20 protein-coding genes are annotated in these 20,928 nt (G+C 43.2%); 14 read left to right on the top strand and 6 right to left on the bottom strand.

Annotation, left to right across the window (positions count from 1 at the left end):
- Positions 1–202: 202 nt before the first annotated feature.
- The 4 genes from SALPA_RS08120 (at position 203) to SALPA_RS08105 (ending at position 2,489) form a co-directional block, all read left to right on the top strand.
- Complete coding sequence (locus SALPA_RS08120) at positions 203–634, top strand: Lrp/AsnC family transcriptional regulator (RefSeq protein ID WP_145092109.1); 432 nt, start codon at positions 203–205, stop codon at positions 632–634.
- Between the two features lie 41 nt (positions 635–675).
- A complete protein-coding gene (locus SALPA_RS08115) occupies positions 676–1,035 on the top strand; it encodes a cupin domain-containing protein (protein WP_145092106.1) in 360 nt (119 codons plus the stop codon).
- A gap of 63 nt (positions 1,036–1,098) precedes the next feature.
- Positions 1,099–1,779, top strand: coding sequence for a type 1 glutamine amidotransferase domain-containing protein (locus SALPA_RS08110; protein ID WP_145092102.1), 681 nt, complete (start codon positions 1,099–1,101; stop codon positions 1,777–1,779).
- 80 nt (positions 1,780–1,859) lie between these two features.
- Positions 1,860–2,489 carry a flavodoxin family protein gene (locus SALPA_RS08105; protein WP_145092100.1) on the top strand — a complete coding sequence of 210 codons (630 nt, stop codon included), beginning with the start codon at positions 1,860–1,862 and terminating at the stop codon, positions 2,487–2,489.
- Positions 2,490–2,649: 160 nt separating this feature from the next.
- On the opposite strand, the gene SALPA_RS08100 is transcribed toward SALPA_RS08105, so the two are convergent.
- From SALPA_RS08100 to SALPA_RS08090, 3 genes are all read right to left on the bottom strand, one after another.
- Complete coding sequence (locus SALPA_RS08100; RefSeq protein WP_145092098.1) at positions 2,650–4,380, bottom strand: B12-binding domain-containing radical SAM protein; 1,731 nt, start codon at positions 4,378–4,380, stop codon at positions 2,650–2,652.
- Positions 4,381–5,502 (bottom strand): GNAT family N-acetyltransferase, encoded by a 1,122-nt coding sequence (locus SALPA_RS08095; RefSeq protein WP_145092096.1) that lies wholly within the window; start codon positions 5,500–5,502, stop codon positions 4,381–4,383.
- 169 nt (positions 5,503–5,671) lie between these two features.
- On the bottom strand, positions 5,672–7,306 hold the full coding sequence (locus tag SALPA_RS08090; RefSeq protein ID WP_145092094.1) for a PAS domain-containing sensor histidine kinase: 1,635 nt from the start codon (positions 7,304–7,306) through the stop codon (positions 5,672–5,674).
- 365 nt (positions 7,307–7,671) lie between these two features.
- Between SALPA_RS08090 and SALPA_RS08085 the strand changes: the two genes are divergently transcribed.
- Entirely contained in the window at positions 7,672–8,169 is a 498-nt protein-coding gene (locus SALPA_RS08085) for a HutP family protein (protein WP_304624547.1), read from the top strand.
- A 47-nt stretch (positions 8,170–8,216) separates the two neighbouring features.
- Here SALPA_RS08085 and SALPA_RS30215 read toward each other — a convergent pair whose 3' ends face one another.
- Positions 8,217–8,423 carry a hypothetical protein gene (locus SALPA_RS30215; RefSeq protein WP_145092092.1) on the bottom strand — a complete coding sequence of 69 codons (207 nt, stop codon included), beginning with the start codon at positions 8,421–8,423 and terminating at the stop codon, positions 8,217–8,219.
- A gap of 242 nt (positions 8,424–8,665) precedes the next feature.
- Here SALPA_RS30215 and ltrA point away from each other — a divergent pair, with 242 nt between their 5' ends.
- The 6 genes from ltrA to SALPA_RS08045 all read left to right on the top strand — a co-directional run bounded on the left by ltrA (position 8,666) and on the right by SALPA_RS08045 (position 16,849).
- Positions 8,666–10,090: a group II intron reverse transcriptase/maturase gene (ltrA, locus tag SALPA_RS08070; RefSeq protein ID WP_145092090.1), complete on the top strand. Its 1,425-nt coding sequence runs from the start codon at positions 8,666–8,668 to the stop codon at positions 10,088–10,090.
- 175 nt (positions 10,091–10,265) lie between these two features.
- On the top strand, positions 10,266–11,795 hold the full coding sequence (hutH, locus tag SALPA_RS08065) for a histidine ammonia-lyase (RefSeq protein ID WP_145092088.1): 1,530 nt from the start codon (positions 10,266–10,268) through the stop codon (positions 11,793–11,795).
- Between the two features lie 164 nt (positions 11,796–11,959).
- The gene (locus SALPA_RS08060; RefSeq protein ID WP_255451005.1) at positions 11,960–13,825 is read left to right on the top strand and encodes a sigma 54-interacting transcriptional regulator; all 1,866 of its coding nucleotides are present in this window, start codon (positions 11,960–11,962) and stop codon (positions 13,823–13,825) included.
- A gap of 238 nt (positions 13,826–14,063) precedes the next feature.
- Entirely contained in the window at positions 14,064–14,363 is a 300-nt protein-coding gene (locus SALPA_RS08055) for a UxaA family hydrolase (protein ID WP_145092084.1), read from the top strand.
- A 24-nt stretch (positions 14,364–14,387) separates the two neighbouring features.
- Positions 14,388–15,551, top strand: coding sequence for a UxaA family hydrolase (locus SALPA_RS08050; RefSeq protein ID WP_145092081.1), 1,164 nt, complete (start codon positions 14,388–14,390; stop codon positions 15,549–15,551).
- Positions 15,552–15,577: 26 nt separating this feature from the next.
- A complete protein-coding gene (locus tag SALPA_RS08045) occupies positions 15,578–16,849 on the top strand; it encodes a lactate racemase domain-containing protein (protein WP_145092079.1) in 1,272 nt (423 codons plus the stop codon).
- Between the two features lie 581 nt (positions 16,850–17,430).
- On the opposite strand, the gene SALPA_RS30210 is transcribed toward SALPA_RS08045, so the two are convergent.
- Positions 17,431–17,613 carry a hypothetical protein gene (locus SALPA_RS30210; protein WP_222427910.1) on the bottom strand — a complete coding sequence of 61 codons (183 nt, stop codon included), beginning with the start codon at positions 17,611–17,613 and terminating at the stop codon, positions 17,431–17,433.
- A 131-nt stretch (positions 17,614–17,744) separates the two neighbouring features.
- Between SALPA_RS30210 and SALPA_RS28870 the strand changes: the two genes are divergently transcribed.
- Positions 17,745–18,056 (top strand): hypothetical protein, encoded by a 312-nt coding sequence (locus tag SALPA_RS28870; protein WP_222427909.1) that lies wholly within the window; start codon positions 17,745–17,747, stop codon positions 18,054–18,056.
- A gap of 1,001 nt (positions 18,057–19,057) precedes the next feature.
- Here SALPA_RS28870 and SALPA_RS08035 read toward each other — a convergent pair.
- Positions 19,058–19,825: an acetoin reductase gene (locus tag SALPA_RS08035; protein WP_145092076.1), complete on the bottom strand. Its 768-nt coding sequence runs from the start codon at positions 19,823–19,825 to the stop codon at positions 19,058–19,060.
- 76 nt (positions 19,826–19,901) lie between these two features.
- On the opposite strand from SALPA_RS08035, the gene SALPA_RS28865 reads away from it, so the two are divergent.
- Both SALPA_RS28865 and SALPA_RS08030 read left to right on the top strand, forming a co-directional pair.
- A complete protein-coding gene (locus tag SALPA_RS28865; RefSeq protein WP_186450970.1) occupies positions 19,902–20,177 on the top strand; it encodes a hypothetical protein in 276 nt (91 codons plus the stop codon).
- Complete coding sequence (locus SALPA_RS08030) at positions 20,143–20,913, top strand: transposase (RefSeq protein WP_145092073.1); 771 nt, start codon at positions 20,143–20,145, stop codon at positions 20,911–20,913. The genes SALPA_RS28865 and SALPA_RS08030 overlap by 35 nt, the downstream gene beginning before the upstream one ends.
- The last annotated feature ends 15 nt before the right edge of the window (positions 20,914–20,928 follow it).

The following is a 20,928-nucleotide window of genomic DNA, read 5'->3' as shown; positions in this document are numbered from 1 at the left end:
ATTTTTTTATGCCCATAATTATTTTAGGATTTTACGAATCGTAATGCAGAGTAGTTATTTTGTTGCTACTTTTTTGTTCTATTTAAGCAAAAATAAATAATTAGCAAGATTTATTTACTATTAGTATAATATTTAGTTGAAATAATTACTTATAGATAAAAATAATGCTAAATATGTTACAATTAGATAAAGGGGGATCGTTGTGGATAGTGTCGATATTGAGATTGTTAAGATATTGGAACAAAGTGGCAGGATTAGTCATGAGGAAATTGCTAAAATATTACATATGTCTAGACCAGCCATACATAAGCGCATTGAGAATTTAGAAAAAGGGGGGATAATAACTGGGTATCAGGCGTTAATTGATTGGCGTAAAGTTAGACCGTGTATCCGATGCTTACTATTTATAAAAATTAATGGAGGCTATTTTGCTCAAATTGCAAATGAGATAGCTACTATGGACATCCCTGGAATAGTTATAGAGGAGTGCCATCGACTGGTTGGGAACTGGTGCATACTAATAAAAACGAGAATTTCGACGCCGGAAGATACTACAAAGATACTTGATCGGATATGGCAATTTGAAGGGATAATAGAAACTTCAACAACCTTTATTATTGATACTATTTTATAATTAATCTAGGCTTTGCATAAATATAATAAGGAGTGTAATTTATGGAGAAAATAGTTCTTTCTAAGAAATTTAGTCTTTTTGCAGAACATTGGAGTCCGAAGATAGTAGGTGAGTTAAATAATTCATATATAAAACTGGCCAAATTAAAAGGAGAATTTGTTTGGCATCACCATGACAACGAGGATGAAATGTTTTTTGTTGTAAAAGGACGACTAGTAATAAAGTTCAAAGATAAAGATGTTGTGTTGGATGAAGGTGAACTGATTGTTATTCCCCAAGGAGTTGAGCACCTTCCTATTGCAGAGCACGAAGTACATGTGATGCTTATCGAACCTAAAACTACTTTGAATACTGGTAATATAGTAAACGAGAGGACAGTTGAAAACTTGAATAGAATATAGATAGTGAGGCCCAAATAGCAAAACTAACTAAAGATTAATCCTAATTTCAAGGAGAAAAATGATATGCAACCTTCACAAAAAATCTTAATGATTGTTACGAGTAGGGACTATTCCGACAAGGTTCATAAAATAGGACTGTGGATGGAAGAATTTGCTGTACCATATCTGATTTTTCGTGCTGCTGGATATGGGGTAGCGGTAGCAAGCCCATTAGGAGGGGTTACCCCAATCGATCCCAATAGTATAAAGGGAGGAGTTCCTGCCGAATGGAGTGCTGCTGCTAAAGTTCTACAGTCTACAGTGAAGCTTTCACAAGTGGATTATACACAATATGCTGCTGTAGTAGTGCCCGGTGGTCATGGACTTTTGTTCGATTTAGCAGGTGATCCGCTTCTTGCTAACATCTTAAACTATTTTGATTCGCACAACTATATTATTGCTGCTGTATGTCATGGCCCTGCTGGCTTAATAAGCGCAACGACAACTGATGGGAAACCTTTGGTTGCTGGGAGAAGGATGACCGGATTTACGAATGAAGAGGAGAGAATTGGTGGAGGAGACAAAATGGTTCCTTTCGCCTTGGAAACGAAATTACGAGAACTTGGAGCCGACTTTGTATCAACAAATCCTTGGGGGGATTATGTTGTCGTTGACGGCAATCTGATTACTGGGCAAAATCCTCAGTCCAGCGATAGTTTTGCAAAAGCAATTCTTGAAGCGCTGAGTCGGGGGACGGTTATTTGACTCTGCAAAAGCAACTGATATAATGTTTCTAAAACAAAATAGAGAGAGATTTGAAATAAATTGTACAGGAGGTAATTGTTATGAAAGTAGTTGCATTTAATGGAAGTCCTAAAAAGGAAGGAAACACCTATCATGCTATAAAAATGGTCGCTGAGGAACTTGAAAAGGAAGGTATAGAAGTCGAAATTGTTCATGTTGGAAACAAAACAATAAGAGGATGCCTTGCATGTAACGCCTGTGTAAAAAATAATAATGAGAAATGTATAATTGATAATGATGAAGTAAATGAATGGATACAGAAAATGAAAATGGCAGATGGTATAATAGTAGGCTCGCCTGTCCATTACTCGGCTATAGGCGGAACGATGAAGTCCTTTTTGGATAGAGCATTCTATGTTGCCAATACAGGTTTTTTAAGGCATAAGGTAGGAGCGGCTGTTGTTGCTGTTAGGCGATCAGGTGGAGTTACTACGTTTAACCAGCTAAATAATTATATTAACTATGCTGAAATGCTTATGCCAAGCACAAATTACTGGAATGTTATCCATGGGATGAGACCAGGTGAAGCTCTAGAAGATGAAGAAGGAAGACAAATAATGAGAGTGCTTGGGAAAAACATGGCCTGGCTAATGAAACTGGTTGAAAATGGACGACAAACGATAAAAGAACCAGAAAGAGAAAATAAAATACTTACAAACTTTATTCGATAGTGAAATAAGTGAGGCATGAACCATTTAATGTGGTTCATGCCTCGTTTTTCTGTGCACCCAGCATTTGGGCATTTACTCTTGGTGAAAGTCCAATACGGGGAGTGATAGTGGCAACTGATAGCCTAAGAAAAAGCAGGCTAGTGCAAAGCCCGGGTCTGTATTAAAGTGTATTTGTTGCAGCAATTTGCCTGCTGGCTTTATTGATGGCTGCTGCAATCTCGCGTGTATAGTCAGTGCTGCCGCTCATGATGTCAATAAGCGTACGCTGTTTAAAGAGAAGTAGATCGGCCTTAGAACTAAGTCCTATCGCCTCTGTCATCATTAAGTATTCATCCGAAATATCTGTGGGGATACCAAGGCTTGCCGCGTAGGCTCGCAGCTTGCCTGTCTCGTTGAGCAAAGCCTTACCTTCCATGGTGTTGAGAGCAAACCCCATATCCTTCCATAGCTCGGCAGGTTTATAAATAGAGTATTCGTAACGCATGAAATTCTGCGCAAAAGCAGTGGCTCCTTCCGCGAATGTGAAACCGTATTTTTCAGGATTACTATACCAGCTTGTTTCCGGAAACGGTCCCGGCGGATTAACAATGACAGTATCAGGCAGAGTTGCATCAATAAGAGCAACATTGGCGTTGTACACTTCATTCAACTCAACTCCTGGAGGCAACGGGCAAGGGTAAATGAGTGACAGCCCGATACGGCACGGTAAGCCGGCAGCATCTGAGGCCAGCCTAATCGTCGCGATAGTACCGACAATGTCCTGTTTTGTTACCCCTTTGTTCATGACCAGATGATTAACATCATCATGCCCGGTTTCACCACCCATAAATACTGCTCTTAATCCCGCCTGAATCATAAGGCGATAGGCAGTAAGCATCTCTTGACTGGGTTTGCCGGCGCGGATAAACATGGAGTACCGGATAGTAAGGCCACGCGCCAGAATGGCTTCTGCAATATTCCGGCCATGCTCGACAGTGGTTTCCGAGCTGCTAAAACGAAAAAAAGCAATTCCACGCTGCAGCATTGTTTCTATTTCAGTAATAATATCGGCTACCGGCCGGGGGGTAAAGGGAACTGTGCAGCGGGTATGGGAGCAAAAATTACAACTATTCCAGCTGCAGCCAACACCGTCGACAATCGTATGAAAGTGAATTTTATCTTCAAGATCTGCATCCCGGTATTCCGGGATTGTCTGGCTGGCTAAACTCTGTACAAGCTCCGCTTTGTCACCGGCAAAGCCACCAGTTTTGAGCAGAGTCCCGCCAAAGGTCGTCTGCACTTGGTCAAGAAATTTGCTCTTAGAATGGTTCTGGCGGCGCAGGCTAACAAGTTTGGCAAGTATTTCTTCACCAGGACCCATGATGGCAAGATCAAAGCAAGGTTCATGCAGTACTAAGTCTCCATATACCTTAACCTGTGGTCCGCCAACGATTATTGTTGTATCAGGGCAGTGATTTCTGACTGCAGTTGCCAAGTCGCAGCTCCATTTGAAAGCATCCCCGTACCAAAGCTTGAGTCCCAGTAACGGGATATTTTTGGATTTTATCTCCTTGACAATTTGTTCAATCCTGGCTTGCATATATTCGTGTCTGCAATGCAGCGTATAGGCGTGAAGCGGCCAAGCTGCCAGTAGCAGCCCGCGGCCAAGCAACTTGTTATGGTAGGTTTTTAGCTGCAGTTTGACCATTGCTCGTAAGAGAAGCACGCACCCGGAAGGTATTCTTTTTTCCAAAGAGGTTATCCGTTGATCGTCGATAACCTCTGCCAGAATACCTTTTGATTCGAGGTAGGTTCTGAGTATCGCCAGACTGTTTTCAAGTGCGGTATCGGACACAACCCGCTGCCGGGGTGCATAGCTGTTAACCAACAGGATTTCAAGTGTGCTATTCATTTATTTAACCTCCCTATTTTGGTTGATAAAATGCAGTTTTCCTGGAATCTCGGGAAAAGAACGACATAATTTTTCGAAAGGAGCACGCGATAGTACCAAAATCACCGAGTGCTCAGTCGCGATGACATCAACATGATGATGGGTCTGCTCCATGATACCGATGTCTCCCAAAATGCCACCAGGTTTGATTGGTAAAGCCTGGCCGTTAAGCACGCTCATTTGACCGGAAAGAAGGATATTTACCTCATTGCAGACGTCCCCCCGTAGAATGAAATAGTGCTCACGGCTGCATTCGATAAGGGTGCCAATTTTTAGGAGCTGGCCAGCTTCCTCGTCATTTAGGTCACGTAAAACCTCCAGATTGGCAACAGGGTCACCAACTAACTGTTTAATGGTATTCCAATGGTCTTGCCTGCTTGTAAGAATACCGACAGGATATTTGAAGGCCTCAGGCAAATTGACTGCCAGCCATTGTTTGGCTGCCGGAGAGTTTATTAATTTTCTTGCCAGGCGTAGATACGGAGATTTCACAGCTTTAAGGTGGTCAATGTCTTCAGTCAGCAGTAATGTCGGCACAATAAATCCATATCCGGAATCCTGGAAGCCCGGAGCAATTTGGCGATAGCCTAGTTGCTCGTACATCGGAATTAGATAAGGATTCGAACCGCTGAAACTAAACTGAACATTATGCTGACGCGACAACTCATAGACTTTAGCCATGAGTCTGAAAGATAACGGGGTTTTGCGCAGGCGGGGATCAACCATAAGTTTAGTGGCGAAACACATGTTTTTACTTGCCGGGTCAAATTCTTGATAGCGTTTTAACTGAAATATCTGGCCCAACTCTGCGGGAAAGTCTTCGGCACCACCAATCACAGCCCGTGCAGTACCAACTATTTGGCCATTTAACTCTGCATATGCAAGCTGGCTCCAGGAATCCATTTCTTCAGAGATGCACTTTTTTACATGGTCGGCCCCGGGGATACATCTTTTCATTTCTTCAACCTGAATCTTATAGCGAAATTGATAGATTGCCTGTCGTTCCTGGTCTGTGACAGCATCTTTAATTTGGACGTGTTCACAATCCAGGTTTGTTTGCGTGGAGTATTGCTGATTTAGCATACTTTCTTCACCTCTTATTTTTTGTTGTTTATCAAGGGAATATGGTTCTAATTGGAGGATCCACAGAATCACCGCCTTTCTCTTGCCTCTTGGTGCTGCCAGCGTGAAATTATCTCTGGCTGCAGGAATAAAAAAAAGACCTTTCGGCCTTTTTTCCAGTTGTAAGGAGCTAGCTGTTAGGGAATATTACATTTATCGTTGTTCCAGCTGGCCCAGTGTTAATATCCAGTTTAGCATTATGTCTAAGACAAATACGATAGCAGATAGCCATTCCCAAGCCTGTGCCATTTTCCTTAGTCGTAAGAAAGGGCTTACCCAGGTTGTTCATGACATGGCCGGGAATTCCCTTGCCCTGATCAGTGACAGTAAGAATGGTATTATCTTCGCTAGCCAATGTCTTAATTTCCAGCTTTCCACCTGATGTCATTGCCTCAATAGCGTTACGGGTGAGGTTAAGTATAAGTTGCTTAATTTCTTTATCGTCAATATACAGTAATGGAATATCTCCCAAGTTTAAATTTACGGTGACTTGCGACGGTACTGCAGTTGCCTGCACTAAAGGATGGAGTGCCAATAAAATATGGTTCAAATCGCCTTTTTTCATTTCAACGATTTTATTTTTGCTAAGAGATAGATATTCAGTAATGATTTGATTGGTGCGGTCAAGTTCTTCCAATAAAAGAGTAAATTGCTCCTTATAATTGCTGAATTCACTTTTCTTCCCCAGAAGCTGCAGATAACCCCGTACGGTAGTCAGAGGATTGCGGACTTCGTGGGCAAAATTAGCAGCCATTTCGCCAACAATATTTAGCCGGTCAAGCCGCGATACGTCTTCTTCTAATAGTATTCGCTTGGTAATATCCCGTACAATGCCCTCCGCAGCTATGGGACGGCCAGTGGAATCAACAACTAATGAATTTTTTTGTTCTGCCCAGACGATATCCCCATTTCTTGCTCTTACCCGTAGAGTCACGAAGCCGTCAGGGAGACTGCGGACAGTTGCTATTTTCTTCAATTTAGCGCGGTCATCGGGGTGAATGATACGCATAACCTGCCGGAGTGTCCGGAAGTAGTCTGGAGGATAGCCTGTCAGGTGAGTCACGGCCGGACTAATATAATCAAATCCTGCAGGTGAATTGAAGTTGTATCGGTAGATAACATCTGTGGTATTTCTAGCAAGCAACTGATAGTATTGTTCTAGTTCATTCCTGGTTTTTTCAAAATAGACGAGGATAATTCCTATAGCGATAGCGTATCTGAGTAGACCATCAATTAAATAGCCCCATGGTGCAAACCAACCTAGGCTATACAAGAATGGCATATCGAAAGCATGCACTCCTAAAAGAATAAATGCCGAAGCGGTTAGCCATTTTCCCATACCAGGGGCACAACTATTCCAAATAACAAAACCGGTATAGATGTAGGCGGAGCCAACAAACGCTACGCCAGGCAGCATGTATAGACTGGGTGTCAGTCCCCGAAAAATACCAAGAAAGGAAAGCGTGGAAAATACTAAGGCAGTTACCAGCCACTTCGCTGATAAGCGTCTGCCCGCAAAACCTACTGTCCCTGCAATCATAAGCAGACTGTTGGCAAAAGACAGTCCAATATAGAGAAAGGATGGTACAATTAATTGTTCGCCAAAAGGTTTGTCCAAAAAGACCAGCCTGATCTCCTGTAAGATCCATACCAACACCCATTTTGCCAGATAACTTTGCTTATATTGAATAAATAGGTAGGTATAGGTTAATACCATTAAGGTAGTAGCAATAATGTTTGTTGTGATAGCCGTATCAAGCGACATGCAGATTCCTCCTAGGTGCGTTCACTTTCAGCACTTTCGACAACTTCTAGAAAACTTCCCGGAATTCCTCTACATATTTTCACTTGCTTGGGTATAACAAGTTCGAAATTTGTATCATATTCCTATTTGCTATGCCTATAGCTATTAGATAGTAGGGGGCAAAACTCTATTTTGAGTTTTGCTCTTTTTTATTTGGCCCATTGCTGCTGTTCATCCTATTTTGTATTACATGTTGGTACACAATAAAAAAGGCGAAAATGTAAAAGCGGTGGCTAGTAGTTTGAAAGCATAGGTTCACGTTAGCCTTGACTTTTTCCAAGAGCTGACTTATGATGCAACTAAGATATCTTCCGTAGATAAGAGATATGAGTGTAGCGGCAGGTGCTAATTTGCCCGCAGAAATAGGGAGAAAGTATGGATATCGTTCAATGATGAGTTTGGGAAAAATAGCAGTGTTATCAGTCTTGCAAACAGAACCTGAAGAGGTCAGGTTGCTTGATCAGAGTTTGCCAGTAGGCTACAAGGTGTATAAAAGCAAAGTGGGATCGATGGATTCAGCTAAGATTTTTGCAGCTGTCGAAACAGCAGCAAAGCGCGAAGGCTTTATTAGCAGCAATTATCGGGAAGAACACGCTTTATACCACAGTATTCTGGAAGCCTATCAGGGTATCTGCCGGGGCAATGCAGGCTTAGGTAATGTGTTGCGCAGCGCGGGTTTGTTATATAGCATAGTCCGCGGACCCAGGACAGTCGGTTGTGCTGATGACGGGGAATGGATTGCGGTTGCCTTGTACGGTTATATGGGTGCACCCATGAAGGGTTTTGAGCATGAAGTGCTTGGCCTGGGGATGAATCCAATTTGATCAGCTTAATAAAAAAATAAAGCAGTAATAATAAAGCTAGCCCAAAGTTATGAGACATAAGGGGGTAAACTCAGTACTGAGTTTACCCCCTTTTTAGTGCGCCCGGCATGGGCGCAGTCTAACGGGTGAAAGTCCCGAACACGCCCGGTAGTGGGAAGTGTATAGCCAAGGCCAAGTGCGTCCATCGTGAGATGGAGTGTGAAGGAAGGCGGCGGCAAATCTCTGGCCTGACGAACAGAAACCGCATCAGGCACAAATTGAGGATAAGGCTGCTAAACAAGTCGAAGTCCAATAACTACACGGAATCAGTCTGTGTAAATGCGGCAGGTAGATGGAGCGAAAGACTGCGTTCTTACCCGGGGAGGCCTCACGGACGGTGGAAGCATATTTGCGAAAGCCGGTTGAAATAAGATTTGTCGTGAGGAGTCAGATGAAGCCATACTAGCAGTACCGTCGACGGTACTGTGAAGGGCGGAACCCTTGGAGGTGTTAGTAAATGAATGTTACCAGGAATCGGAACAATAGCAGAAAACACTGTGACAAAGGTGGTTGGCCGCAAAGGGATAGTGCGGAGCACAAAGAGTATGCGGGAGCGCTTACTGGTTCAGGGATAACTGAAAATAACAGCACCCATGCCAACAGACTAGAATGTGGACTGCTGGAAGAAATCCTTGCCCCAAATAATCTTAACCAAGCATACAAGCGGGTTAAGAAGAACAAAGGGGCAAGCGGAGTCGATGGGATGCAGGTGGAAGATCTTCTATCATATCTCAAAGACAACGGGGAGGAAATCCGGCAAACCATCAAGGACGGAAAATACCGACCTCAACCTGTACTGAGGGTGGAGATACCCAAAGATGGCGGGAAGAAAATGAGAAAGTTGGGAATACCAACAGCCGTAGACCGAGTCATACAGCAGGCAATAGCGCAGGTTTTGACGCCAATCTATGAGCCAAAGTTCTCGAACAACAGCTACGGATTCCGACCAAGAAGAAGCACCCATGATGCTCTCAAAGCATGTCAGAATAATATTTGCGACGGGTATAAGTACGTTGTGGATATGGATTTGGAACAATTTTTTGATACTGTGAACCAAAGCAAGCTGATAGAGGTACTGTCACGGAGTATAAAGGATGGGAGAGTCATATCTCTAATTCATAAATATTTCAGAGCGGGAGTTATTACGCGTGTGGGCAGATTCGAGGAAACGGAACTAGGAGTACCGCAAGGGGGACCTCTAAGTCCAATTTGTGGAAATATCCTTCTGAATGAGCTAGATGAGGAACTTGAACGAAGAGGGCACAGGTTCGTCCGTTATGCAGACGATATGCTCATCTTCTGCAAAAGCAAAAGAGCGGCCCAAAGGACACTGGAAAATCTAATCCCGTTCATAGAGAAGAAATTATTCCTCAAAGTGAACAAGGAAAAGACAGCAGTAGCCTACGTAGGCAAGGTCAAATTCTTAGGTTACGCGTTCTATATCAACAAGAACAGAAATGTGGGTCTGCGAGTACACCCCAAAAGCATTATAAAGATGAAAGCGAGGATTCGCGAAATTACATCAAGAAGCAACGGAATGGGATATGAGCAGAGGAAGGAAAAACTCAAACAGTTTGTAACTGGATGGGTGAACTACTTTAAACTTGCAGATATGAAGAATCTACTGAAAACAACAGATCAGTGGTTACGGAGACGTATCCGGATGGTTGTCTGGAAACAGTGGAAAAGGATAAGGACGCGATACGCTATGCTTAAGAAACTGGGAATAGTGGACTGGGTAGCATGGGAAGGTGCAAACATAAGAAAAGGGTACTGGCATGTTGCCCGTAACCCGATTGTTGCCAAAGCCATCTCTGCCGAGAGACTTAAGAAGGCAGGATATTTCAATTTTCTTGATTACTACGAGTCTGTTTGTGCGTAAACATAGGAGGAGCCGTATACCGAACGGTACGTACGGTTCTGTGGGAGGTCGGCTGACTCACTAAGGGTCAGCTTCCTACCCGATTAGTAATAAAGGAGATACTACTTATGAATAATAAATAAATTGCCAGGTATTTCGCAGACTGATTCGCAAATTAAATAGGAGGCTGGAAAAAATGATAATAGTAGACGGATATTCTTTGACATTGGCAGATGTGGTAAAGGTGGCCCGGGGCTATGAAACAGTGGGATTAAGTGAAGCGGGGCGTAAGCAAATTATCGACAGTCGGAAAATTGTAGACAAAATTTTGGAAGAGGAAAGTCCGGTCTACGGAATTTCTACAGGCTTTGGTGATTTTAGCCAGATATTTATTTCCAAGGAAAAACGGGAAAAGCTGCAAAGAAACTTAATTTTAAGCCACGCGACTGGCGTGGGGCAATATTTACCTGAGGATGTTGTGCGGTCAGCCATGGTGCTTAGAGCGAATTCATTGGCCAAAGGTTATTCAGGAATTAAACTTTCTTCTGTAGAAATGCTGCTTGCTATGTTAAATAAGCGGGTGTGCCCGGCTGTTCCGGCAAAAGGATCGGTAGGGGCTAGTGGTGATTTGGCGCCTCTTTCTCATATGGTGTTAGTCATGCTGGGGGAAGGTCAGGCTTTTGTCAATGGTAAGCTGGTGAGCGGGGCCGAAGCGTTAGCGCAAAATGGCCTCAAACCGGTGGCGCTTGGCGGCAAGGAAGGATTGGCTCTTATTAATGGTACTCAAATTATGACAGCTGTAGGTTGTATGGTTTGGCAGGATGCTGTTGATCTTATGAAGACAGCTGATGTGGCTGCCGCGCTTTGTATCGAAGCCCTTAAGGGAACCCGTACTGCCTTTGATCCGCGTATCAGCCAGGTCAGGCCGCATATTGGACAGCTTGCTACTACAGAGAACATGCTGCGACTGACGGCTGACAGTGCTATTATTGAATCCCATGTCAATTGCTCCAAGGTGCAGGATGCCTATTCCCTGCGCTGCGTACCACAGGTTCATGGCGCATCCAAAGACGCCCTGCGGCGGCTGGAAGAAACATTAACAGTCGAAATTAATGCCGCTACTGATAATCCGTTGATTATGCCTGATACGGGCGAAGCCATCTCTGGTGGTAACTTCCATGGGCAGCCTATTGCCTTAGTCATGGATTATCTCAAGCTGGCTCTGGCGGAGATCGGCAATATCTCCGAGCGGCGCACCAACCGTTTGCTTGATTCCCATTTAAGCGAGTTACCGCCGTTTCTGACCGCCTATCCTGGCGAAGACTCCGGTTTGATGATTACCCAGTATACAGCTGCTTCCTTAGTATCGGAGAACAAGGTGCTTGTCCATCCGGCCAGTGCGGATTCGATTCCCACCTCGGCGAACCAGGAAGATCATGTCAGTATGGGGACAATTGCCGCCCGGCAGGCTGGAGAGATCCTGGATAATGTGCGTTATATATTGGCAATTGAGTGTTTGGCGGCTGCGCAGGGTATTGACTTCTTGTCGCCGCTGAACCCCGGCAAAGGTACCGGTGCAGCTCACAAGGCTATTCGTCAGGTAGTGCCTCATTTAGATGAAGACAGAATGCCTGCCCCGGATATCAAAAGTATTTATGATTTAATTGCTGACAGAACACTGGTAATAAAAGTAGAAGAAGCGATAGGAACGCTTAAAATAAGCTAACACTCTAGTAGTTTTAGAGGAATTTGTATTTTGCATAGAGAAAGTACCCATAACTTAGCTGGCATAGGTTGTGGGTACTTTTTTTATATGATTATTTGCGAATATAAAAGCATACAGGTGATGAAAACTATGTTTGATATTGGTGAACAAACGAGGTGGAGTTTATGAGGATTGCGATTATTGCTCCTATGACCAATATTGTTGATGCTGCCAAGGAGGCGTTGGCAAAACAAGACTTTAATTGGCGAGGTGAGATCGAGATAATACCTGGTCTCTTGGAAATCGGATTAGAACAAGCATACCAGGCTGTAAAAAGAGGCGTTGATGTCATCATTAGCCGTGGGGGAACAGCGACTTTGATTGCCAACCATGTGGATGTTCCGGTAGTAGAGATTCAAGTTACCGCCTTTGATATTCTTAGGGCTTTAAAAAGTGTTGGTCATGTTTCGGGTACGGTGGGTGTGGTATTTATGCGGCGCTTTTTGTTTGAGTGTGAGAAGCTAGGCGATTTGATCGGCATACCTATCCATGAAATTTTTGTGGAAAACGAAATGATTGCCCAAGAAATGATTGAAACAGCCTGCCGTCAAGGTATCAATACATTTTTGGGAGATGCTTCCTCGGCCAGGCTGCTTATTGAACGAGGTTTAAAGGTGGGACTTATTGAATCAGCGGTAGAGTCTGTAAGCAAAGCTATTACTGAGGCCATCAAGCTTGCTGATGTTCGCCGGCGTGAAAGGGAAAAGGCACAGCTGTTTCGTACAATTATCGATGCTACTGCTGATGGAATCATTGCTATTGATAAAAATGAACAGGTTACTACGTTAAACCCGGCCATAGAACGAATGTATCAAATTCAAAGCGCCGAGGTTATTGGCAGGAAAATTGGCGATATTATTCCTGATGATGGTTTGCGGGATTGCCTAACAGGTGATACGTGTGAACAGGAAAGCGTACGGAGTATAAACAACCGGGTTTTTGCAATAAAACGAATTCCCATTAAGCTTGGCGAGGACATCGTCGGGGCTATTGCCAATGTGCAGGATGTCACGCAATTGCAGTATTTTGAGCAGGTTGTGCGGCAAAAATTGAATAAGAAAGGGCTTGTGGCTAAGTTCTATCTGGAACAAATAAGTGCTGCTTCACCACAGATGAAAGTTGTTAAAGAACGTGTGCGGCAATATGCGGCTAATGACGCGACGGTACTGATCACCGGTGAATCTGGGACTGGCAAAGAACGGGTTGCGCAGAGTATTCATAACTTAAGTCAACGGAAGACAGGGCCGTTTGTAGCAATAAACTGTGCTGCACTGCCGGAAGCTTTGTTGGAAAGTGAGCTTTTTGGTTATGAGGAAGGAGCATTTACCGGAGCGAAAAAAGGCGGAAAGTCCGGCTTGTTTGAGGTCGCGCATGGTGGAACTATTTTTTTAGATGAGATTGGTGAAATGCCTTTATCCTTGCAGGCCAGGCTATTGCGGGTTTTGCAAGAAAAAGAAGTAATGCGCTTAGGGGCTGAAGGGCTTATTCCGGTAAATGTACGCATATTGTCAGCTACTAATCAAGATATGATGCACTTAGTTGACGAAAAGAAGTTTCGGGTTGATTTGTACTACCGCTTAGATGTTTTGCGGCTGCATATTCCACCCCTCAGAGAGCGGGTGGAGGATATTCCTGAGTTGATACAGAGCTTTTTGGAAAAATCTCCGCGCGGCAATATTGTGGGAATTACTGAGGGTGCAGTGAAATTCTTGCAAAAGCAATATTGGCGGGGTAATATACGTGAATTGGAAAATGTTATTGAAAGGGTTAAGCTGCTTGCTGCCGGACCATTTATTGAGGAAGTGATGGTTCGTCAGGAACTGGCCGCTTACGGACCTGTTGTGAGTGACACTCCAAGTACTGCTGCGCGGGATGGCGTGGCAAGGCATGAAATTGAACAAGTATTGTTTGAGGAAAAATACAATTATACGCGGACTGCCCAAAGGCTGGGAATTAGCCGCACCACCTTGTGGCGAAAGCTGCGGCAGTGAATAGATAGTGGAACAAATAATGAAACGATATGTTAATCTGAAACAATTCGTTGCGGTACGACTGACGGATCGTATACGCCACAGCTTGATGGCTATTGAGGCCAGAGCAGTGAATCCAGGCATGAGCGCCTATGGCTGAAGTCGTAAAACAAGAGAAACAAGCTTGGCACGGAACTTGCTATTACTATGGAATGAGACTAATTACTCACAATGAATAAATGAGTTTTGGAGGAACAATATGAATAAATTCAAAGCCATAGTTATGAAAAGCAAAGACAATGTTGCGACTGTGACCGAGGATGTTGAAGCAGGCTCAGATATTGCAATCAATATTGATGGTGAAACAGTAACTCTGCATGTTACCGACCGAATTCCTTTTGGACATAAAGTAGCCATTAAGGCTATCGCCAAGGACGAAAAAATTATTAAGTATGGTGAAGTTATCGGGATGGCAACTACCGACATAGCGGCAGGGCAGCATACCCATGTACACAATATAGTAGGCTGTCGTGGGCGCGGTGACTTGGTCAGCAAATAAGAAAAGTTATAGGAGTGATAAACGATGAATTTTATGGGATATCGCCGTCCGGATAAAACGGTGGGAATTCGTAATCATGTATTGGTTTTACCAACAGTAAATTGTGCCAACCAAGTGGCGCGGGGTATTGCGGCAAATGTAAAGGGAACTACCTGGGTGGAACACCAACATGGCTGTTCGCAGTTGGGGGCAGATGCAGAGCAGACAACACGTGCCTTTATCGGCCATGGTATTCATCCTAATGTCTACGGGATAGTCGTTGTTGGTCTGGGCTGTGAAGTAATACGTGCGCAGGATGTGGCAGCGGCCATCAAAAAGCAATGTCCGTACAAACCTGTGCATACCATCATTATTCAGGACGAGGGCGGCTCGTTTAAATCCATACAAGCCGGTGCAGCGGCTGCTCAGAACATGGTGATTGAAGCGTCGATGCTAAAACGTGAGCCTATTGATGCAGCAGAACTAATTCTGGGAACAGAATGCGGTGGTTCTGATGCCTGTTCCGGACTATCAGGCAATCCAGCACTGGGCGTAGCTAGCGATATCTTAATTGATGCCGGTGGCACGTCGATACTTGCCGAGACCGCTGAACTAATTGGGGCTGACCATATTATTGCCGAACGGGCAATTAATGAGGCTGTGAAAGAGAAGTGTTATGCCACTATCAAGGGCTTTGAAGAGTCTGCCAAGCAGATGGGAGTAGATATGCGGGGCAGTAATCCGACGCCAGGCAATATAGAAGGTGGCCTGTCCTCTATCGAAGAAAAGTCTCTGGGCTGTGTGTATAAGGGTGGATCGCGACCATTGCAAGCCGTTATTGACTGGGCGGAAAAGGTGACTACCAAGGGGCTTGTCTTTATGAATACGCCTGGTAATGATATTGAACAATTAACTGGAATGGTGGCAGGTGGTTGCCATATTTGTGTATTTACCACTGGTCGTGGCACTCCTACCGGGTCGCCGATTGCACCGACTATCAAAGTTGCTACCAATACGGCCATGTTCCAAAGAATGAGCGATAATATGGATCTTAATGCCGGCACAGTCATAACTGGTGATGAAACCGTTCAAGAGGTTGGCAAGCGGATAGTTGCTGAAATGCTGGCGGTTGCTTCCGGTAAAGTTACGAAGGCTGAGGTATTGGGACATAACGATTTTGCAATTATGCGTATTGGCCCAACGATGTAGTAAGATGTAAGAAGGAGGAGCTGCTAATGGGGATTATACAAGAATTACTGAAGGGAATACAGCTGCCGCGGGTGGTAAAAATCCGCCAGAATTTTAAGGTAACAGAAATCAGTGATATACCAGGAACTATGCGGCAGGAGTTAGCTAAAGCAGATATTGGTGACAGAGTAAAACCAGGTATGCGTATTGCTATTGCCGTAGGCAGCAGGGGTATGGACAGGATTCCTGAGTTGGTTCGGCTGACAGTAGCCGAAATCAGACAGCGCGGCGGCGAACCTTTTGTCGTACCGGCCATGGGCAGCCACGGTGGCGCTACCGCTGCCGGACAAGCCAAAGTATTAGCTAGTCTTGGGGTTACCGAAGAGAGTGTTGGCTGTCCAATTGTTTCATCAATGGAAGTTGTTGAAATTGGTAAAATTAGCAACGGACTTGCCGTGCATATCGATAAAAACGCCTATGAAGCAGATGGGATTGTAATTATCAACCGGATAAAACCCCATACTGCTTACCGTGGGCCCTGCGAAAGCGGTTTAGCCAAAATGCTTACCATTGGTCTTGGTAAGCAAAAAGGTGCAGAAACTTGTCACATGTATAGTTTCAAGCATATGGCCGAACATGTTTTTGAAATGGCTAAGGTAAAACTTGCGTGCTGCAAGGTATTGTTTGCTATTGCAACGGTCGAGAATGCTTATGACAAGATATCAACACTCGTGGCAGTACCGGCTGAGAAAATTATGGAAGTCGACCAGCAATTGCTGCCTGAGGCCAAAGCCAAGATGCCACGGATACTATTTGATCCAATTGATGTTCTCGTCGTCGATCAAATCGGCAAGGAAATATCCGGCGATGGAATGGATCCGAATATAACCGGACGTTTTCCTACGCCATATGCCAGCGGTGGTCTGGATGCTAACAAAGTGGTAGTGCTTGATTTGACAAAAGAGACAAATGGTAACGCCTGCGGGATGGGGGTTGCGGATTATACTACCCGCAAATTGTTTAATAAAATAGATTTTGAGTACACCTATTCTAATTTAATAACAAATACGACTCCTGGGCCTGCCCGTCTGCCGATGATGCTGGCCGATGACCGGGAAGCCCTGCTCACTGCAGTTAAAACCTGCAATGCCCGCGATATGTCAAAAGTAAAATTAGTTAGAATTAAAGACACCCTCCATATAGGAGAAATCATTATCTCTGAAGCTTTATTACCAGAGGCTCAGGCCAACCCGGATATTGAAATTTGCGGCGAGCTTATGGAGATGGAGTTTGATGAGGCTGGCAATTTATTGGACTAACATAAGAAATGGTTCTGGTGAATATCAGGCCGCGATACCCATGACTTTGTTTATAAATTTAACCTCAGAAGGGACAGATTGAATTTTTTCAACCTGTCCCTTTCTCATGCCGTGATTATATCACGGCTTATTTTTTGCATCAGACCCTTTTGAACTCACAGTAACCAATATATAGTTTAATGCTATGCTAATCAATTGGAGATGGCCGAACAGATTTTGTTTGAAGCGGGTTGTCCTATTGTGACTCATAGGGATGGGATTACCGACAAATAAATTGCTGAAGGTCGAAGTTATTTGGGTGTGCTAAGGTACATCCATAACCCTGTAAAAGCAAATTTGGCAGTAATACCTGAGGAGTATCAAACAAATCAAAGGAATTGTAGGAGTAACACAACGACAAATAGCCAGAGTAGCCGGGATTTATCAAAGTATTATTTTTAAGGTGTAAGCGAAGGGGAGCAAAAAGAACGTCCCGTTGCTTCTCTCTTGCACTGTGAACTTTGAAATAAAAAGCTGCTCCCGATTGAGCATCGGGAGCAGTTACACACTCCATCATACAAGCCTGCAATTATTAAATAAACTTATTCTGCGTCCTCAGATTCATTGGCAGAGTATGCTTCCTCGGTGAACAACACGAATTCCTCGGATTCGACGAAATCTCCGGCATACCATACTTGGTCTTGGGACACAACAACATATTCTTGCGGAACTACAAAGTTTACTGTTTCACTATTATAATACCATACTCCCGGGCGAACATTCATTAAATAATAAGGCCGTTCAGAAACAATTAATGTAAAAAATTCTGGGCTCTTATTTGGATATAACTCATACCAATGTAACCATTGATGACGGTAATGTTCCTGCCTTTGATGTAGTTGTATGTCTGTGAAATATGGGTGATGAGGTGGACGGTGTTTTGGATCTGGGTGAAACTCGGTATGTGGGCGGTAGGGTAGTGGGCGGTTTTCCCTACGAATTTGCTTTTGACGCTCTAGTATTTGTTGCTGTTGTTGATGATTCGGTTGTGGATGATATAGCGGGGGTTGTTGCTTCTGCTGAGGACGTTGCTGTTGCTGCGGGGGTTGCTTCTGCTGAGGACGTTGTTGTTGCTGCGGGGATTGCTGCTGTTGTTGTTTCTTTTTACGCTCAAGTTCTTGCTGTTGCTGCTGTTGCTGCTGAGAATTATCCGCGGCCCGACCAATGACAGGCACAAACAAAAATACAATTAAAATAAATCCTACGAAAACATTTTTTTTCATATTAAGTTAAACTTCCTTTCTTCTTTCTGTACTTGAACTGTAGACTAAAACTTATTAACCCTCTGAAATGGGAGGAACATTCATATAACCTTTAAACTGTCTCCGTCATTTAAATCTCGCAATACGGTAAAATATCAAACAAAGATACTGGTTCCATACTGGTCAAGTACTCAGCTGCTAAAGCTGAGGTCGCGAAAATGACATCTTCACTTTGGTAGTTGAATGCCGATATTAAAGAGATACTATTCCGTGAAATTGCTAAATAACTCCCAGTTTTCTAATAATAGCAATCCATTGTTGACTGTTGACGAGAATCGGCAAATGTCTTGCCCCCCGCCGCTTCTTTAGCTTTAGCGGTTAAAACTCTTGCTGTACCCTCGTAAATCCAATAAATACTTTTCGCATTTGCTGGTCTCGCAGTCATAAAAATAGCATTTTTACATATATACAGCGCGAGATTTGATAAGCTTCTTCAAAATCACCCGTTTTTCTTGTACCTAATACAAAGTTTTATTCCGCCTATTGGTGCTATCATTAAATTATGAAAATTTACGGTTAACTTTTCTTCAGTCATCAAACAAATGACTCCCTCTTATTATATATCAGTGTAAAATGATATTCTAACATTTTCTTTTTGTAAGATTAACTGTGTATCTAAATTTGTGTATGCACAGAAGATTGGGTTGAGGAATTCAAGCTGGAAATAGCAAAAGAAAAGACCAAAATTATTGCATTTGGCAAGAGGGTTGAAAGGGATAAGGGTGACAGTAACGGAAAGTCAGGAACCTTTGATTTTCTGGGTTTCTCGCTATTGGGCTGCATTTGTTTTGTATGGCGAAAGTTAAACAAACACAAACCAGCCTCTACCCTGGGCAGAGACTGGTTATTTGGTATACGATTTAATTGATGAAAGCAGATCTGATATATGTAGTAGCTTGCTTTCCCTTTAATTCATCACTATTCCACCGTCAATCATAATTGTTTGACCTGTCATATAATTAGAATCAGACGAAGCTAGGTAGGATACAAAACTAGCAACATCATCTGGAGTTTCAACTCGTCCCATAGTAATAAGTTTGGTATATTCTTTTAGTACTTCCCCTTTGGCAAGTTTCAAATAAGGGCCCATCTTCTCATCAATGAGATCCCACATGTCGGTACCTACGATGCCAGGGCAATATGCGTTTACAGTAATTCCATAACGACCTAATTCTTTAGCCAAAGCCTGGGTGAAACCCCGTATGGCAAACTTTGTTGCGCTGTAGGCGGACAATAGGCTAAAGCCGTCGTGACCGGCTATACTTGAACAATTGATAATTTTTCCGCCTTTTTGCTTAATCATCTGTTTAGCTGCGGCCGTGTCGCATAAAAACGTTCCCCGGCAGTTTACTGCAAAAGCTTGGTCCCATTCGGCGGTAGTCAATTCGGTAGCCCACTTGATATGACATATACCGGCATTAGCGACCATTACATCTAATTTGCCGAACTTTTCGACCACTTGGTCAACCATGGAATAAACATCTTTTTCATTGGATACATCACCTACAATGGCTAACGATTTACGTCCGAGAGCTTCAATTTCTTGTGATACCTCTTTAGCGTTTTCGGCATTGATGTCACAAACTACTACATCCAAACCATCCTTAGCCAATCTCAGTGCGATTCCTCTGCCAATTCCCCGGCCTGAACCTGTTACAATCGCTGTTCTAGTCAAATTTAGATCCTCCTTGTTTTAGATTTTTACTTTACATTAATAAAGTAAGTTCCATAAATTTATGGTCGCAAGTTTTATGCCAAAACAGTATATTTATAGAATTTTTGCTATTTATCGCCTTTCTGGCTTAATTGATACAATTTCCTCCATTGATAATCGTAGCCAAAGCAGGAATCTATTCTCAAATAATTCAAGTGTAGCGATACAATTGTTTTTAAATGTTTCAAGTGTAGCGATACATTTAAGAAGCATGGGGACGTTCTTTTTGCTTCGCATTGCAAAGAATGATATAATAAAGCAAAAAAAGGGAGAGAAATATGGTAAGATGTGCAAGAAAAAAGAGCGCCAATAGAATCTATCATATCATGATGCAAGGGATAAATCGCCAGGATATCTTTTTGGACGATGAAGACTACGGCCGTTTTTTAGAAATAATGAAACGGGTCAAAGAAAGTAGAAGTTGTGTCATTTATGGATATTGTTTGATGGGGAATCATGTTCATCTCCTATTGCAGGAAGAAGATGAGGGGCTATCTGTTATCATGAAGCGTATCGGTACGAGCTATGCATGGTGGTATAATCAAAAATATGAACGAGGTGGGCATGTTTTTCAGAATCGTTTTCAAAGCGAGCCCATCGAAACAGAAGCATATTTGTTGAGCGTGCTAAGGTACATCCATAATAACCCTGTAAAAGCAAATCTGGCAGCAATACCTGAGGAGTACAAATGGAGCAGTTGTCAGGTATATTATGGGGGAAAGGATTCCTTTGAACTGCTTTATACGTCATTTATTCTGGATATATTGAATAGCAACAGAGAAAGCGCGATCAAGCAATTTGCCGATTTTATGCAGCAAACGAATACCGATCAATTTATGGATGTCCCAGTGAAACAGCGAAAAAGTGATGAGGAGTTAGCCCAAGAAGTTAAAAAACTACTGAATGGACAACCGATTGGAATTTTGCAAGGTCTGGATATTGTACAACGTAATAAAATTATCAAACAAATCAAAGGAATCGTAGGAGTAACACAACGACAAATAGCCAGAGTAACCGGGATACATCAAAGTATTATTTTTAAGGTGTAAGCGAAGGGAAGCAAA

This window comes from Sporomusa sp. KB1 (genome assembly GCF_007830295.1).
Classification (GTDB): Bacteria; Bacillota; Negativicutes; order Sporomusales; family Sporomusaceae; genus Sporomusa.
This window is presented reverse-complemented; position numbering and strand designations above follow the sequence as displayed.

Excerpts from the sequence above, each read along its gene's own strand:
- SALPA_RS08115 (WP_145092106.1), top strand. The coding sequence starts at position 676 with ATGGAGAAAATAGTTCTTTCTAAGAAATTTAGTCTTTTTGCAGAACAT.
- SALPA_RS08110 (WP_145092102.1), top strand. The coding sequence starts at position 1,099 with ATGCAACCTTCACAAAAAATCTTAATGATTGTTACGAGTAGGGACTAT.
- SALPA_RS08105 (WP_145092100.1), top strand. The coding sequence starts at position 1,860 with ATGAAAGTAGTTGCATTTAATGGAAGTCCTAAAAAGGAAGGAAACACC.
- SALPA_RS08100 (WP_145092098.1), bottom strand. The coding sequence starts at position 4,380 with ATGAATAGCACACTTGAAATCCTGTTGGTTAACAGCTATGCACCCCGG.
- SALPA_RS08095 (WP_145092096.1), bottom strand. The coding sequence starts at position 5,502 with ATGCTAAATCAGCAATACTCCACGCAAACAAACCTGGATTGTGAACAC.
- SALPA_RS08090 (WP_145092094.1), bottom strand. The coding sequence starts at position 7,306 with ATGTCGCTTGATACGGCTATCACAACAAACATTATTGCTACTACCTTA.
- SALPA_RS08085 (WP_304624547.1), top strand. The coding sequence starts at position 7,672 with ATGAGTGTAGCGGCAGGTGCTAATTTGCCCGCAGAAATAGGGAGAAAG.
- ltrA (WP_145092090.1), top strand. The coding sequence starts at position 8,666 with ATGAATGTTACCAGGAATCGGAACAATAGCAGAAAACACTGTGACAAA.
- hutH (WP_145092088.1), top strand. The coding sequence starts at position 10,266 with ATGATAATAGTAGACGGATATTCTTTGACATTGGCAGATGTGGTAAAG.
- SALPA_RS08060 (WP_255451005.1), top strand. The coding sequence starts at position 11,960 with ATGAGGATTGCGATTATTGCTCCTATGACCAATATTGTTGATGCTGCC.
- SALPA_RS08055 (WP_145092084.1), top strand. The coding sequence starts at position 14,064 with ATGAATAAATTCAAAGCCATAGTTATGAAAAGCAAAGACAATGTTGCG.
- SALPA_RS08050 (WP_145092081.1), top strand. The coding sequence starts at position 14,388 with ATGAATTTTATGGGATATCGCCGTCCGGATAAAACGGTGGGAATTCGT.
- SALPA_RS08045 (WP_145092079.1), top strand. The coding sequence starts at position 15,578 with ATGGGGATTATACAAGAATTACTGAAGGGAATACAGCTGCCGCGGGTG.
- SALPA_RS30210 (WP_222427910.1), bottom strand. The coding sequence starts at position 17,613 with ATGAATGTTCGCCCGGGAGTATGGTATTATAATAGTGAAACAGTAAAC.
- SALPA_RS28870 (WP_222427909.1), top strand. The coding sequence starts at position 17,745 with ATGGGTGATGAGGTGGACGGTGTTTTGGATCTGGGTGAAACTCGGTAT.
- SALPA_RS28865 (WP_186450970.1), top strand. The coding sequence starts at position 19,902 with ATGCCAAAACAGTATATTTATAGAATTTTTGCTATTTATCGCCTTTCT.
- SALPA_RS08030 (WP_145092073.1), top strand. The coding sequence starts at position 20,143 with ATGGTAAGATGTGCAAGAAAAAAGAGCGCCAATAGAATCTATCATATC.